Source organism: Actinoallomurus sp. NBC_01490 (assembly GCF_036227085.1).
Classification (GTDB): Bacteria; Actinomycetota; Actinomycetes; order Streptosporangiales; family Streptosporangiaceae; genus Actinoallomurus; species Actinoallomurus oryzae.
This window is the reverse complement of sequence record NZ_CP109433.1, coordinates 9,569,213-9,582,489: the sequence shown is the minus strand read 5'-3', so window position 1 is coordinate 9,582,489 and position 13,277 is coordinate 9,569,213. Positions and strand designations below refer to the sequence as shown.

At 71.5% G+C, this 13,277-nt stretch carries 10 protein-coding genes; 3 read left to right on the top strand and 7 right to left on the bottom strand.

Annotated elements, in window-relative coordinates:
• Window positions 1-30: 30 nt before the first annotated feature.
• The 5 genes from OG417_RS43900 to OG417_RS43880 form a co-directional block, all read right to left on the bottom strand.
• Window positions 31-1,488, bottom strand: a complete 1,458-nt coding sequence (locus tag OG417_RS43900) for a hypothetical protein (RefSeq protein ID WP_329242352.1) — start codon at window positions 1,486-1,488, stop codon at window positions 31-33.
• Complete coding sequence (locus OG417_RS43895) at window positions 1,476-2,318, bottom strand: sulfotransferase domain-containing protein (protein ID WP_329242350.1); 843 nt, start codon at window positions 2,316-2,318, stop codon at window positions 1,476-1,478. Before OG417_RS43895 ends, OG417_RS43900 begins: the two co-directional genes overlap by 13 nt.
• Window positions 2,315-3,445, bottom strand: a complete 1,131-nt coding sequence (locus tag OG417_RS43890; protein ID WP_329242347.1) for a hypothetical protein — start codon at window positions 3,443-3,445, stop codon at window positions 2,315-2,317. Before OG417_RS43890 ends, OG417_RS43895 begins: the two co-directional genes overlap by 4 nt.
• Window positions 3,442-4,785, bottom strand: a complete 1,344-nt coding sequence (locus tag OG417_RS43885; protein ID WP_329242344.1) for a hypothetical protein — start codon at window positions 4,783-4,785, stop codon at window positions 3,442-3,444. Before OG417_RS43885 ends, OG417_RS43890 begins: the two co-directional genes overlap by 4 nt.
• A gap of 61 nt (window positions 4,786-4,846) precedes the next feature.
• Window positions 4,847-5,923 (bottom strand): hypothetical protein, encoded by a 1,077-nt coding sequence (locus tag OG417_RS43880; protein WP_329242341.1) that lies wholly within the window; start codon window positions 5,921-5,923, stop codon window positions 4,847-4,849.
• Between the two features lie 197 nt (window positions 5,924-6,120).
• Between OG417_RS43880 and OG417_RS43875 the strand changes: the two genes are divergently transcribed.
• The 3 genes from OG417_RS43875 (at window position 6,121) to OG417_RS43865 (ending at window position 10,759) form a co-directional block, all read left to right on the top strand.
• Window positions 6,121-8,913 carry a PKD domain-containing protein gene (locus OG417_RS43875; protein WP_329242337.1) on the top strand — a complete coding sequence of 931 codons (2,793 nt, stop codon included), beginning with the start codon at window positions 6,121-6,123 and terminating at the stop codon, window positions 8,911-8,913.
• A 209-nt stretch (window positions 8,914-9,122) separates the two neighbouring features.
• Window positions 9,123-9,701, top strand: a complete 579-nt coding sequence (locus OG417_RS43870) for an RNA polymerase sigma factor (RefSeq protein WP_329242333.1) — start codon at window positions 9,123-9,125, stop codon at window positions 9,699-9,701.
• Window positions 9,698-10,759: a CU044_5270 family protein gene (locus OG417_RS43865; protein ID WP_329242330.1), complete on the top strand. Its 1,062-nt coding sequence runs from the start codon at window positions 9,698-9,700 to the stop codon at window positions 10,757-10,759. Before OG417_RS43870 ends, OG417_RS43865 begins: the two co-directional genes overlap by 4 nt.
• 77 nt (window positions 10,760-10,836) lie before the next feature.
• On the opposite strand, the gene OG417_RS43860 is transcribed toward OG417_RS43865, so the two are convergent.
• Together OG417_RS43860 and OG417_RS43855 are read right to left on the bottom strand one after the other, a co-directional pair.
• Entirely contained in the window at window positions 10,837-12,096 is a 1,260-nt protein-coding gene (locus OG417_RS43860) for a hypothetical protein (RefSeq protein ID WP_329242328.1), read from the bottom strand.
• A 167-nt stretch (window positions 12,097-12,263) separates the two neighbouring features.
• Window positions 12,264-13,205: a sulfite exporter TauE/SafE family protein gene (locus tag OG417_RS43855; protein WP_329242325.1), complete on the bottom strand. Its 942-nt coding sequence runs from the start codon at window positions 13,203-13,205 to the stop codon at window positions 12,264-12,266.
• Between the last annotated feature and the right edge of the window lie 72 nt (window positions 13,206-13,277).

Here is a 13,277-nt window from a genome sequence, read left to right as displayed (position 1 = left end):
CCGGGCGCGCGTGTTGTTTGAGGCGCTCGCTCACGACGACGACTCCTTCTGCTGAGTGATCACGATGCCGCGCGGTGGGGCGCCGGCGCTGACCAGGTGAGAGATGGCCGCGATGAGCGGCCGGTCGGTGACCAGCTTCAGGGCGACGGTCACGAGCGTGAGGTCCGAGAGCGCGGCCAGGGTGACCGCCTCGGCGGTGTCGAGCGGAGGCCCGGAGATGACGACCACTCCCTTGCCGTGGTGGGCGCGCTCGACCGCCTGGGCCAGGCCGCGGTCACCATCGTTGATCGCCAGCGCCACGACGCGGAACGACCCCAGGCCGTCGTCGGGTTCGGCCGGCGGCGGCTCGTGGGCGGGGTAGATCGGCGGCTGCCCGTCCGCGACCCGCAGCAGGGTGGTGGGCGCGCCGCCGTGCGCGAACGCTGCGGCGACGCTGACCGCGACGGCGTCGGCGGTGCCGCCGGGCATGCCGGTGACCAGCACGGTGCGGGCGTCTTCGGCGAAGGCCAGATTGCGCAACCGCCGCCCGGAGTCGGCGAGGTCCTCCCGGCCGGTGTCGCTCAGCACCGGCACCGGGATACGCCGTCGTACGTCGCGGGCGTACCGCAGCCGGCGGGGCCGCCGGTCGCGGACCAGCCCGATGGCGAGCCCGGCGAGCAGTCCGGTGCCCATGCCCGAGGTGCGGTTGACGTCCGAGCCGGGGTCGTCGGGCCGGGACGGCTTGTCGGCCGCCCGGACCACCTGGGCGAACACGTCGTCGAAGGCCAGTTGTTTCTGTGCGTCCAGGATCTGGCGCTGCATGGCCTGGCGGCGCGTGCGGACCGTGATGCGGGTCAGCGCGGTCGGATCCTGGGGCAGCACCTTCAACTCGGCCTTCAGGAGGGCGACGCGCCGGTTGACCTCCTGCCGGTTGCGGGTCTGGTACTGGCCGATGACGCGGTTCCGCACCTTGACGAAGGTCCGGCCGACCACCCGGGCGCCCTGCCGCGCGTTGCCGGGCCGGTTCGCGCGGACGCCGATGACGAGGACGCGGGAGTACGGCGCGGCGGAGACGGTCACGCGCTCGGCGAGCCGATCGGTCGGGATCTTGAAGCCGGAGACGTGCCTGAGCTGCTCCAGCACCGTTCCGGAGGTCGCGAGCTGCGCCTCGGTGTCCATCGTCTCCAGGGTGGGTGCCTGGTCGACGGTCGCGAACGGCCCGGCGGCCAGCGGCGGCAGGCCGGACTCCACCGCGATCGGCGGGCACAGCACCTCCACCGTCGAGGTGTAGGTGTGCTGCACGGTGGCGGACCGCACCGTGCCGAGAACGCCGCCGAGGGCGACGGTGGCGAGCAGCACCGGCCACTGCCGGCGCAGGAAGCCCCAGTAACGGCCCAGCCGTACCTCGTCCGGCGGGGTCTCGTCGGGCGGGGCGATGGCCGCCGGGTCGTACTCGCCGATCGGCGGCCTCTTCGACGCGCTTGGCGACGGCGTGGTCAGCGACGCCACGGCGGGACCTCGCCCAGCAGGGCCGCCAGCCTTTCGTCGTGCGGCGCGAAGTGGTCGGTGAGGCGGGTGCGCAGCGCGTCGGGCAGCGGTGAGCCGGGACGGGCGTTGTGGCGCTCGAAGGCGTCCGGCCGCCAGCGCGGAAGGCCCAGAAAGTCGACCACCGCGTCGTAGTGGGGTTCGGGCTCGGCGAAGAAGTCCTCGGCGAAGGTCACGTGGACCCGGTCGCGCCCGAACAGGCCGTACAGCACCTCGAGCTGGTCGGCGTAGCGGCCTCGGTCGAGGTAGGAGTGGTGCCGGTGGCTGTGGCTCAGGTAGTGCGGCTCGGACCGGATCCGCTCCACCTCGCCGGCCAGGCGCTCCTCCTCGAGCGCGAGCGCCCGCTCGAACGAGGGCTCGGTCTCGAACCCGCGCGCCAGCTCGTGCTTGTGCGCGGAGTAGGCGCGCTCGACCGGGTCGCGCAGCAGCACGAGCAGTTTCACGCCGGGCAGGTCCGCGGCGATGCGCTCGGGCGCCAGCGGGTGGTGCATGTAGTAGCCGGCCGACTCGAACGCGAGCCGGTCGCCGCGGCGCAGCGGGAAGTGCCCGCGATACCAGGGCAGTCCGCGTGCGTAGTGCACGTCGAAGAAGTGCACACCCTTGTGGAAGTTGGGCTGCGCGACGCCCGGGTGCGCGGCGAGCGCGCGGAACAGCGAGGTGGTGCCGCCGCGCTGCGTGCCGACGAGGAGGAAGTCGGGGAGCATGCGCGCGCCCGCGCTGAGCCGGCCCGCGGTGCGGGTGACCGCGCGGCCGCTCTCCTTCACCCACTGCGGGGCGTCGCGTCGCGAGATCAAGCGGTCCTCCCGGCGTTGGAGTGGAGCAGGTCGAGGAGCTTGGCCGCTCGGGGCCGCAGCGGCTCGCCCAGCGCGCCCTGCGCGTCACCAAGGTAGCGGCGGGCGAGCTCCAGAAGGTACAGCTCGACGGTGATCGCGGCGGCCCGTCCGCGCATGCCGTACGGCGCGAGGAGCTCCGAGTCCGGCCAGGTGTCGTACCCGCCGCCCGTCTGGAGCCGGTAGTGCGCGTAGTCGAGCCCGGCCGGCACGTCCGGGTCGTAGCGCTCCCAGTCCCACAGCTGGACCCGGCCGCGGTGCCAGGCCATGTTCCACGGAGCCCAGTCGCCGTGCCAGGCGCCGAACTCCAGTTCGTCCGCGCCGTACGCCGCGCCGATGCGTTCGACCACCTCGGCCAGCCGTTCGCGCTGGCGCGTGTCTTCGAGCGGCAGGTCGCCGAAACGGCGCCAGAACGCGGTGGATGCCAGGGGCACGCGGCGGGTCGCGCCGGTCAGCTCGCGCATCGCCGCGACCGGCGCCCGGCGCCGCGACCGGAACGACACCGCGCCGGTGGGCAGCGGGCTCAGCACCAGCAGCCGCAGGCCGCGCCAGTCGCCGTGGTACAGCACCCGCGGGACCCGCAGACCGGAGAACGACCGCTCGGCGAGCCGGGCGAGGGCGGCGGCCTCGGCCGCGACCAGCTCGCGTGCGGTCGCGGTGTCGCCGACCTTGACGAACGCCACCGGCTCGCCGTCCGGCGTGATCGCGTGCAGGATCGGCTTGCGGTTGGCGCGGGCGGAGCCGAGCCCGACGCTGACCACCACGCGCCGCGACAGCAACTCGCTGAGCCGGTCCTCGATCGACTCTCCGGCTCCGGTGACGTGCAGCCGGTGCCGCAGCGCGCGGTCGGCGAGCCCGGCGCGCACCCCCGTGGCGGTCAGGGCGCGGACGACCCGCTGCGGCGCGCCGAGGTCGTGGCTGTAGCGCCGCAGCGCGCTCGCGGCGGCGGCGGGCAGCCCGGCGGGCAGGAGCAGCCGGGGCCGTTCGGCACTGGGCAGGAAGGCGAACTCGCGGAGCGCCGGCGTGCCGCCTCCGGAGCGGACCTCGGCGTCCGGCCACAGCGCGGCGACCGCGTCCGTCCAGGCCGTCACGCGTCCGCCTCGCGCCGGGCACGCCACATCAGCGCGACCGCGATCATCACCGTGTACAGCGGGACCTCCACCAGGTCGTAGATGAACAGGAACAGCCCGAACGCCAGCAGCACGCAGCAGCCGGCGACGCCGTACGCCGACCGCTCGCGCCAGTGCCGGGCGAAGCGGGTGAGGAAGAAGGCGCCGAACGCCACCGTGCCGACGACGCCGTTGGCGAACAGCAGCAGCCAAAGGTGGCCCTGGGTGCCGAGCGGGGGCGCGCCGCAGGCCTTGCAGCCCGGCCGGTCGCCGCCGGTGAGGGAGCTGAGGTTGCCCTGGACCTGGCGCGTCGTGCCGAAGCCGACGATCGGCGAGCCGGTCAGCGCGCTGCGGACACTCTGTTCGGCCAGGAGGGTGCGGCGGTTGTTGCTGTGCGGGTTGTGGATCCGTGCCTCGATCATGCCCGGCAGCGGCGAGACCGCGAACACCAGGCCGCCGACGACGAGGCCGGCCACCGCGAGCCGCAGCGCCCGCCGGCCGCCCCGGGCGACCATCTTCAGCCCGGAGAAGCAGGCGATGACGCCGAGCGAGATCCACAGGCCGCGGTCGAGGGAGTAGACCACCGGCCACAGGGAGGCGAGGAGGATGACGATGCCGGCGATCCGGCGCTTCGTGCCGGCCCGCCAGACCCAGGTGATGACGAAGAACGGCAGGAAGAAGGCGTACGCGGCGCCCCAGGTGTTGGCGTAGGCGAAGGGCGCCATCGGCCGCGCCTGCTCGTACCCGAGGATGGTGTCGACCTCGGCGGTCTTCGGATGGATCGCGTCGAGCAGGAAGGTGTTCTTGGTGTGCAGCACCATCTCCAGCGGAGAGGTGAGCTGCAGGTGCGGCGCGAACGTGCCGAGCAGGCCGCCCGCGGTCGTGACGATGAACATGTAGCCGAGCAGCCGCCCGACCCGGTCGGCGGGGAGTTCGTCGTCGCTGAGGTTGGCGACGTACAGCAGGACGATCGTCGCGGCGACGTACCAGGCGATGCGCCAGGCGAAGGCGAGCAGGCGGCCCATGCTCCCGCCCGGCACCGCGCCGGGGGCGTCGGCCCACAGCACACCGACGCCGATCACCACCCAGACGAGGAAGAGCAGCCAGGCGCCGAACCCGCGCGGGACCAGCAGGCGAGAACGCCTCTTGTAGAGGTAGACGCCCATGGGCACGCTCATGATCAGGAAGATCAGCATGCCCAGGCCGAGCAGCCACCAGACCGGGAAACCGAGGAAGATCACGGCCAGTGGCCAGCCGGGCCGGGTCCGCAACACGGCCGGCCGCGCCGTCACCCGTGCCGGAACGACCCTCGTTGTGCCCACCCTGGAACCCTGTTCTCATGTCGCCTGCGGAAGTCAGAGACTAACCCGCGGCGGCCCGTGCTCAGCGCCGTACGTTGAACTCCGGTCGCTTGCCGAGCTTCTTGAAGGCGCGCAGGGCCGACGTCGAGGCGTCGATGCTGGTGTCACCGCCGTTCGGCATGTTCACCGCGTGCCTGGTGTCGTAGTAGGACAGGGCCTTGATCCGGGGATACTTCGCGAACTGCTGCCCGACGGTCTGGTAGAACGCGGCCTTGCGCGCCGGATCGCCCAGCACGGCCCACTCCGACAACATCAGGGGTTTGCCGGGCAGGTACCGCTCGGCGTAGTCGTAAAAGCCCGGGAAGCCGAGTTCCTCCTGCGTCGGGGCGACCTTGTTCACCAGGTGGGAGAAGTCCTCGATGTTCGTCTTGGCGAACGGGTCGTAGCCGATCCAGTCGACGTAGGAGTCGCCCGGGTACAGGTCCTTGAACCAGGGCTTGGCCATGTAGCCGGTGTAGCCCATGAACACGACGGTGAAGAGGGCGTTGCGCGTCCCGTCGGCCCGGAACTTCTTGACGACGTGCTGGAACATCGCGCGGTAGTCGGCCGCGGTGTAGCCGGAGTTCGGCTGGGTCTTGACCTCTTCCTCCGGCTCGTGGTGGATGACCAGCCAGAACTTCTTCCTGAAGTTGGCCTTGAGGTAGGACGCCTCACGGGCGATCTGCGCGTCGGCCGCGCCGTTCGCCACCTGCCGCCACGTCTTGCCCGTGTCGGGCTTCCAGTTGAGGACGAGCATGCGTCGCGCGCCCTTCTCGCGGGTCAGCGCGATCTCCTGCGCGGTGGGGAAGAGCTGGGAGCCGGAGTGGTAACCGTGGTAGATGTCCACGGACCGGCCGATCTGCTGCTCGAACTGGTGCACCACGGGGGTCGGGTCCTGCCGTGCGCCGACCTCCGGGGTGACGCCCCACCAGGCGCCGCAGGAGGGAACGAGGTCGGCCGACACGGTGCACTTCTTCGGCTTGGCGGACGTGCTGCCGCTCCGCTCCGACAGCGGTGGGGCCTCGTCGTCGGCGCCGGCCGCGCACGCCGTGAGCGACGCCGCCGTGAGCAAGGCCAGAAAGGCGCGACCGGCGGAGCTCGCGGTCCTACGTCTGTCCATGGCAGCGCACTATAACCAGCGTGGCCACGAAGCGTGGGAAAGGGTGCGTAACGGATATCCGAGACGGGACGGTGACCTTAGCGCCGGGGATTGACCGGTGTTTTCCCCATTACTCTGCTTGAGCACGAGAACAACTCCCGAACTCGGCCATCCCCCGCTCGGCCGTGTGAGGGGCGCGCGGAACAGGAGAGAGCCACGTGCGCCTTCGCAGTCTCATCGCAAGCGGGGCCGGCCTGCTACTGGCCGCCGGCCTGGTCGCCACGACAGGTGGGCCGCCCGCACGAGCGGACGGCCAGCCCGCCGAGATCGTCAGTGCCGACCCGGCCGACTTCACCCCGAACCTCCTCGACGGTGACGTCAAGTCGGTCGTCCAGATCGGCGACCGCATCTTCATCGGCGGCAACTTCACCCAGGTGGAGGAGGCCGGCTCGTCGACGGTGATCGACCGCAGCCGGGTGCTCGCCTTCGACGCGACCACCGGAAAGGTCGACCCGGACTTCAAGCCGTCCGTCGACGGCGAGGTGAGTGTGCTCCTGCCCTCCGCCGACGGTCGGTCGATCTATCTGGGCGGCCTGTTCAACACCATCGACGGCGTCGCGCACAAGTCGCTGGCGCGCCTCGACGTGAACACCGGCCAGGTCGACACCGGCTTCACCCCGAACCTCGACGCACGGGTCAAGGACCTGCGGCTGGCCGGCGGGCGGCTGTGGGTGGCCGGCAACTTCGACCTCGTCGACGGCGCCACGCAGCTCGCGCTCGCCACGTTGAACCCCGACACGGGCCGCCGCGACACCTACCAGAGCCTGGCGTTCGCCGGCACGCAGGCCGGCGGCACCACGAACGTCATGAAGATGGACGTCACCCCGGACGGCTCCAAGCTGGTCGCGGTGGGCAACTTCACCTCCGTCGGCGGCCAGTCGCGGCCGCAGATCGTCATGCTCGACCTGACCGGCTCCACGGCACGGCTGGCCGACTGGCAGACGAGCAAGTACGCCGCGGCGTGCTCGTCGTCGTTCGACACCTACATGCGTGACATCGACGTCTCCCCGGACGGGAGATTCTTCGTCGTCTCCACCACCGGGGCGGCGCACGGCACGTCCACGATGTGCGACACGCAGGCCCGCTGGGAGACCGCGGCCACCGGCACGAACCTCCTGCCCACCTGGACGAACTGGACGGGCGGCGATACGACGTACGCGGTTGAGGTCACCGAGTCCGCGGTGTACTACGGCGGTCACGGACGGTGGACCAACAACCCGTTCGGCAGCGACTCGGCCGGCCCGGGCGCGATCGCGCGCGAGGGCATCACCGCGCTCGATCCGGCGAGCGGCATGCCGTTCCAGTGGAACCCCGGCCGTACCCGCGGGGTCGGCGTGTTCGACCTGCTGGCGACCTCACAGGGCCTGTGGATGGCCAGCGACACCGACGAGACCGGCGGGGAGACCCACCAGAAGCTGGCGCTGTTCCCGACCGCGGGCGGCGAGAAACTGCCGGTGCTGAGCACCGGCACGCTGCCGGGCGAGATCTACTCGGGCGGGTCGTCAAGCCAGAACTTCCTGCAGCACCGCTCCTTCGACGGCACCACCGCGGGCGCCGTCACGAGCGATGGCACCGGCGGGATCGACTGGCGCACCGTACGCGGCGCCTTCATGATCAACGACAACCTCTACACGGGCTTCTCGGACGGTACGGTCACCCGGCGCACGTACGACGGCTCGGCGTTCGGCTCCGCCCACACCATCGACCTGTCCGACCAGATCGTCGCCGACACCGCCTGGCACACCGCGGTGAAGTCGATCAAGGGCATGTTCTTCGCGAACGGCCGGATCTACTACACGCGGGGCACGTCGGCGCTGTACTACCGCGGCTTCAACCCCGAGAGCGACGCCGTCTCGGCCATGGAGATCACCGCGAGCGGCAACCTGTCCGGCGTCGACTGGAGCACCGTCGGCGGCATGTTCACCGCCGGAGGCAAGCTCTACTACGTCAGCACCACGGACGGGAAGCTGCGGAGCCTGGACTTCACCGGAGGGGTGCCCTCCGGCACTCCCACGGTCGTGGACGGCGGCGACTGGCGCGGACAGGGCGTCTTCCTGTACGCGGGCAAGCCCAACAGCCCGCCGGCCGCGACGTTCACCTCCGACTGCGACCACCTCGCCTGCTCCTTCGACGGCTCGGGATCCTCGGACCCGGACGGTTCCGTCGCGTCGTACGCCTGGGACTTCGGCGACGGCTCCACCGGCACGGGCGCGACGCCGCAGCACACGTACGCCGCGGCGGGCACCTACACGGTCAAGCTGACCGTCACCGACGACCGCGGCGGCACGGACACGGCGTCGCAGCAGGTGCAGACGAACGCCGCGAGCATCGACTACGTCGGCACGGACGCCTACAACGCCAACACGACGAACGCGACGGTGACGATCCCGTCGTCGGTGCAGGCCGGAGACGGGCTGCTGCTCGCCTTCACCGACAACGACGCGACCAAGACCGTCACGCCGCCGTCCGGCTGGCAGCAGGTCGGCACCCAGACCGTCGGCACGGCCGTCTCGACGATCTGGCAGAAGGTCGCCACGGCGAGCGACGCCGGGAAGACGGTGTCGGTCGGCCTGAGCGACTACGCGAAGGCCACCCTGCGCGTCCTCGCCTACCGGGGCACGAACACGACCGCCCCGGTGGCGGCCGCGGCCAACGCCGTCGACTCGGCGACCACGACGTCGCACACCTCGCCGACGGCGACCGTCTCGGCGGCGGGAAGCTGGGCGGTGACGTACTGGTCGGACAAGTCGTCGGCGACGACGGCGTGGACGGCGCCGAACGGCGTGACGAGCCGCGGCGACTCCATCGGCTCCGGCAGCGGCAGGGTGACGTCGCTGACCGCCGACAGCGGCGGAACGGTGCCGACGGGCACGTACGGCGGCCTGACCGCGACGACGGACGCGGCCAGCAAGGCGGTCACCTGGACGATCGTCCTGGCGCCCGGCCAGTGATCGGCTAGTTCGACCGGCGGGGCCGGGCGGTGGAGCACCTCCACCGCCCGGCCCCGCCGCATGTCCGGGTGACGGCCGCGAGAACGATCCACCGGATCCGGGAACCGCCCGCGGGGGATCGGCCGAGTAGGAGTGACCGTACCCCGCGCCGAGAGGAACCCCATGGACGGACGCTCGTCCCCCCGCCCAGCCCGTCGCCGGGTGATGTCGTGACCGAGCCACTTTCCGACCGCGCGCTCATCGAACGGTCACTCGGCGAACCCGAGTGTTTCGCCGCGCTGTTCGACCGGCACTGCGCGGAGATCTTCCGCTATCTGGCACGCCGGCTGGGGCCGGACGTCGCCGAGGACGCGACGGCGGAGACGTTCCTCACGGCGTTCCGCAAACGCGACCGGTTCTCCGCCGAACGCGACGACGCGCGGCCGTGGCTGTACGGCATCGCGACGAGGACCATCGACGACCGCCGGGCCGAGGCGCGGCGCCGGCGGGCGTTCGGGCGCCTCGACACCACGACCGCGACCGAGCCGTTCGAGGAGCTGGCGGCCGGCAGGGTGAGCGCCCAGCGGCTCGGCGGGCGACTGGCCGGGATGCTCGGCCGGCTGTCCGCCGGCGAACGTGACCTGCTGCTGCTGATCGCCTGGGCGGACCTGACGTACGAGGAGGCGGCCGAGGCGCTGGGCGTGCCGGTCGGCACCGTGCGCTCACGGTTGCACCGCGCCCGGCGGAAGGCGCGCACGGCTCTCGGCGGCACCGATCCGCTGACGGTCACTGAGGAGTCACCGGCATGAGGGGCGAGGACATGGACGAACTCGAACTGCTGCGCACGGCACGCCCCGACGTGCCGTCGTATCCGGACGCGGCGCGGGAGAAGGCTCGCGCCGCGCTGATCGCCGCCGCCGATCCGGGCCCCCGGCGCCGGGCGGTGCCCGCCATCCGGCGGCCGTGGGGTCTGGCGGGCGTCGCGGCCGGCCTGGTCGTCGCGGTCGTCGCGGCCGCCGTCGTCCGGCAGGCCGTCACGCACGACGGGACGGGTCCCGCGCCGCGGCCCGGACCGGCCGCGCCCGTCAACGCCGCTCAGGTGCTGTCTCTCGCGGCGGACACCGTCGAGACGCGGGCGGCGGTTCACCCGAGCCCCCGGCAGTGGGCCTACGTCAAGAGGATGAGCTACTCCAGCATGGACCGCATCGGGGCAGGCAGCGTGCCGATCGCGGGTGGCGGCAGGGCGATGGTCACGGAGGTCTGGACTCGCTTCGATGGCACCCGCGAGGCGTACCGGGGCGACAACATGGTCGACGACGACCGCCACCGGCTGCACCTGGCGAACCTCGATCACGACGCGGACGAGACGACACCGATCGAGGACTACGAGCGGCTCGCCGCCCTGCCCACCGATCCCGGCAAGCTGGTGAAGAGGCTCTGCCCGCACGACCCGCCCGCCGCGGACCACACCGGGTGCGTCTTCACGAACGCCGACAAGCTGCTGCGCAACGTGGCGCTACCGCCGAGGCTGCAGGCCGCGTTCTACCGGGTGCTGGCGAGGCTTCCGCACGTCGTCGTCCGGCGTGACGTGGTCGACCTGGCCGGACGGCACGTCCTCTCGGTGGCCGAGGCCTATCCCCGGGACTTCCAGAGCGAGCAGATCCTCCTCGACCCGCGCACGTATGAGTACCGGGGCGAACGGCTGGTCTGGACGGTGAACCCGAACGAGGCCCCGCCCGGTGCCGGGCGGACCGCTCCGTCGGTGCTCGTGTCGCCCACGAGCGCCCGTGCGCGGCAGGAGTACAGCGAGACCATTCAACTGGCCGCGGGGATCGTGGACCGCGCCGGCGTACTCCCGAAGTCCTGAAACCGCCCGGCAACGCGACGACGCCGCCGGACCCGATGACAGGGTCCGGCGGCGTCGTCGGTGTTTCGGACGGAGCGTTACGACAGCGGGAACTCCCCGATGCGGCCGTGGTACTCGTGGCCCAGCTCGTCGGTGTCGCTGCCGACGTACAGGCCGCTGGAGGTGGCGACGAGGGTCTCGACGCCGTGGCCGCGGGTGCGGGTCGGGTTCCAGGACAGAGCCTTGCCGCCGCTCGGGTTCAGCGCCGCGATGCCCGGACGGGACACGGCGCCGGGGCCGGCGCTGTCGTGACCCTGCGGGTTGTCCATCCAGCGCTGGTGGCCGCCGACGTAGACCGCCTTGCCGGTCACCGAGACGGACAGGAGCGTGTCGCCGCCGGTCCAGTTCACCCAGGTCGGGTTCTGGCCCGCGCCGGTCTTGTTGGTCTCCCAGCGGGCCGCCGAGTCGCACAGCTGGGTGGTGCCGTGCGGCGCGCCGGTGGTGACGACCACGAAGTAGGAGCCGTCGGGAGCGAAGTCGATGCCCCGCATGTAGGTGTCGAACGAGGAGCTGCACGGCGTGGCGTAGCGCTCCGTCGCCCAGGAGGACAGCGTCGGCGTGCCCGAGGTGTTGATCATCGCGATCTGGTAGCGGCGCTTGCCGGCGACCTGGGTGAAGGTGCCGTCGATGACCAGGTGCTTGTCGGCCGGGTCGACCGCCAGCCGGTAGACTTTCAGCGCGCCCGAGCGCGGCGTCGTGACGGACAGGTTGAGGCCGGTGTCCTTGCCGGTCGTGGCGTCCACGCGGGCCAGGGGCGCGTGGGCCTTGCCGCCGACCTTGGTGAACTCACCGCCGATGTAGACGTGGCTGCCGCGGCGGACCATCGTGAACACGAGCCCGTGGCCGATGCGCGCGTTGAAGCCCGAGACGGCCTTGCCGGTGGTGACGCTCAGCCGGGTCAGCGAGCCGAGACCGACACCGTTGGTGTTGGTGAACGATCCGCCGACGTACACGGTGCTCGACGCGCCCGGCTGCAGGGCGTAGACGGTGCCGTCGACCTTCGGCACGAACTTCGTGTCGACCTTTCCGGTCTTTGCGTCGAAGGCGAAGATGTTGTGCCGCGCGATGGTCGTGCTCGACCCGGCGTTCTTGACGTGGTCGAAGTTGCCCGCGACGACGACCTTCGAGCCCACGACGGCGATGGCGCGCACCGTGCCGTCGGTGACGTTCGGCGTCGTGTTGACCGGGTTCTGCGACACAACCGCGCTCTGCGCGATATCGGCCTGGGCCGCGGGAACGGCGGCCCCTGCGGTGACGGCTGCAGTGGCTATCGCCACACTGAGCACGCGTCGGCGCATGGTTTTGCTCCCATTTTTCTTCACCCGTGAACCGAGCTTGTCTATCACAGGCCTCTGGCGGGGATCTGTGGCTCGGTGATGATCGAGACACCATTGTTGCCGTTGATCGCCACTCTTGCCGGGAAGTACGGGAAATAGCCCGCGATGGGGCGGATGCCCGGCTGAAATCAGCCGCGCTGGCGGTCGAATATCTCGATCGGGCGCAGGCCGTGGGCGGCCCGCAGCAGCATCCACACGACCGCCGCGCCGACCAGCACGGCGAGGAGGATCCACAGCATCGCCGCGTTGCCGACGCCGAACATCTTCAGTGCCGACGCCAGCAGCACGAAGGCCAGGACACGCCGGATCAGCCCGCCCGGCGCGCGTGCGGAGATCAGCGAACCGATGATCACCCCGGGGATCGACCCGGCCAGCAGTGCGACGGTGACCGCCAGGTGGAAGTCGCCGAACAGGATGTGCCCGAGCGCGGCGGCCCACACCAGCGGTACCGCCTGCAGCAGGTCGGTGCCGACGAGGTGGTTGGCCTTCAGCGTGGGGTAGAGCGCGAGCAGCGTCACGATGATGAGCGAGCCGGAGCCGACCGAGGTCATGCCCACGCTCAGGCCGCCGACGACCCCGACGATCACCGTGGGCACCGGCCGTACGGCGATGACGGGCGGCGGCTCCGAGGCCGGTGAGCCGGGAGCGGCCGTACGGCGGTCGGCGCGGTTGGAGGCCCGGTCCTTCATCGCGAGGTACCCGCGGATGGCGAGGCCGGCGGCGGCCATGAGAAGGGCCGCGCCCATCGCCTTGCCGATCACGTCCTGCACCCCGCTGCCGTCGCCGAGGGCGCGGGCGATGAGCACGCCGCAGAAGGCGGAGGGCACCGAGCCCGCGCAGAGCCAGCCGACGAGACGGAGGTTGACGGTGCCGTGACGCAGGTGCACCAGGCTGCCCACCGGCTTCATGATCGCCGCGGCGACGAGGTCGCTGGAGACCGCGGTGAGCGGCGGAACGCCGAAGAGCACGGTGAGCATCGGCGTCATCAGGGCACCGCCGCCCATGCCGGTCAGGCCGACGATGACCGACACGAGCAGCGCCCCCGCCGCCATCGTGAAGTCGAAGTGCATCTGTATGTCCTACCGGCAAACTAGGCAACTCGCCCAGCGTACCTTCCAATGGACATAAACCACCAGAGTGGT

Excerpts from the sequence above, each read along its gene's own strand:
- OG417_RS43860 (WP_329242328.1), bottom strand. The coding sequence starts at position 12,096 with ATGCGCCGACGCGTGCTCAGTGTGGCGATAGCCACTGCAGCCGTCACC.
- OG417_RS43880 (WP_329242341.1), bottom strand. The coding sequence starts at position 5,923 with ATGGACAGACGTAGGACCGCGAGCTCCGCCGGTCGCGCCTTTCTGGCC.
- OG417_RS43855 (WP_329242325.1), bottom strand. The coding sequence starts at position 13,205 with ATGCACTTCGACTTCACGATGGCGGCGGGGGCGCTGCTCGTGTCGGTC.
- OG417_RS43865 (WP_329242330.1), top strand. The coding sequence starts at position 9,698 with ATGAGGGGCGAGGACATGGACGAACTCGAACTGCTGCGCACGGCACGC.